General features: G+C 53.8%; 1 protein-coding gene. It reads left to right on the forward strand.

What is annotated here, in order from left to right; translation table 11 throughout:
• Positions 1-234: 234 nt before the first annotated feature.
• Positions 235-1,683 carry an IS66 family transposase gene (gene tnpC / locus ACHHRT_RS13730; protein WP_395500336.1) on the forward strand — a complete coding sequence of 483 codons (1,449 nt, stop codon included), beginning with the start codon at positions 235-237 and terminating at the stop codon, positions 1,681-1,683.
• Positions 1,684-1,696 lie beyond the last annotated feature (13 nt).

Below are 1,696 nucleotides of genomic sequence, written 5' to 3' on the forward strand. Positions count from 1 at the left end.
AAAAAAAGTTCTTGACAGGGTTTTGGTGCAATTTTTTCAAAAATCAGTGTTCCGCCGTGAACAACACAGGGCACACCCGCAAGGGGCTTAGCGGGCTCCTGAAGCTGCATTTCCTCCTTGCGGAATGATGGACCGCGCAAAAATAATGATCGTCACGCCCAAGGGGGTTTGAAGGACAAAAAATCCGGTTTCAAAACCCGTGTTATAATGCGGCTCCAATACGGGAGCCGCTGGATGACTATCGAAAAAATCGACGTAACCGCAACCATTGACCAGGTTAAAGAGCTGCTGCGTGCGGAGCAGGGGCTCTCGCCGGCACTCAAGGCCAGCCTTGAGACTATGCTGTTGCTGGTGACCATCCTGCTCAACCGTTTGGGGCTTAACAGCAAAAACAGCAGCAAGCCGCCAGCGGCTGATCCGAACCGCAAGAAAAAGCCCAAGACTTCGACGGGCCGCAAACCCGGTGGCCAGCCCGGTCATGCCGGCAAGACCCTGTTGCCGGTACCTGACCCGGATGAAATCAAGATCATCCCTGTTGATCGCTCAACACTCCCTCCGGGAGATTATCGGGATGCCGGATACGAGGCCAGGCAGGTTGTCGATCTCGACATCAGCAAATTCGTGGTCGAGTGGCAAGCCCAAGTCCTGGTGGACCAACAGGGCAAGCGTTACGTTGCGCCATTCCCCGAGGGGATAACCCGACCGGTCCAATACGGCCTCGGGGTCAAGGTCAACTCGGTTTATATGTCTCAGTATCAACTGATCCCCTACAACCGGATTGAGGATCATTTTCAGGAGCAACTTGATATCCCGGTCAGCAATGGTTCGATCGGCAACTTCAACCAGGAAGCCTATCAGCGTCTTGCTCGCTTTGAGCAGTGGAACCAGCAGCAACTTGCGATAGCGGACTTGGTCCACGCCGATGAAACCGGAATCAATATCGGTGGCAAAAGACACTGGCTGCATAGTGCCTCCAACGACCGGCACACCTGCTACATGCCCCACCCCAAAAGAGGCGGTGAGGCCATGGACGATATGGGCATCCTGCCAAGATTCAACGGCATTCTCTGCCATGACCACTGGAAGCCCTACTACAATTACGGTGCCGGCCATGCCCTTTGCAACGCGCATCACCTGCGTGAGTTGGAACGAGCTTGGGAGCAGGATGGCCAGCAGTGGGCTAAGCAGATGGCGGCCTTACTCAAGGAAATCAATAAGGCGACCCATGACGCGGGAGGGTGCCTGAAAAAAGATGCCGCCGGTCTTTTCCGCGCAAGCTACCGGGACCTGCTGGAAAAAGCCGAAAAGGAGTGCCCACCTCCAGATGAATCGAATCGCAAAGGAAAGAGGGGCAAGGTGCCCCGAACAAAATCACGAAACCTCTTGGAGAGGTTACAAAAATTTGAGAGCGATGTCCTGAGGTTCATGGAGAATGCCATAGTGCCCTTTTCCAACAACCAGGCTGAAAACGACCTGCGAATGACCAAGGTCCAGCAGAAGATTTCGGGGTGCTTTCGTTCCATTGACGGGGCAAAAATCTTCTGTCGAGTTCGGGGATATCTCTCTACGTGCCGCAAACATGGTGTCACGGCAACGGAGGCTCTGCGTTTATTATTTGAGGGGAAAGACCCCGGTTTCATGTCGGTTAAACCAGAACCAACGGATTGTTCGACGCCGAAATAAGCTGGATAGTTAC

Origin of the sequence: Desulfurivibrio modestus, assembly GCF_044068625.1 — a bacterium.
Lineage (GTDB): Bacteria > Desulfobacterota > Desulfobulbia > Desulfobulbales > Desulfurivibrionaceae > Desulfurivibrio.

Coding starts and splice junctions, on each gene's coding strand:
- tnpC (WP_395500336.1), top strand. CDS start 235: ATGACTATCGAAAAAATCGACGTAACCGCAACCATTGACCAGGTTAAA.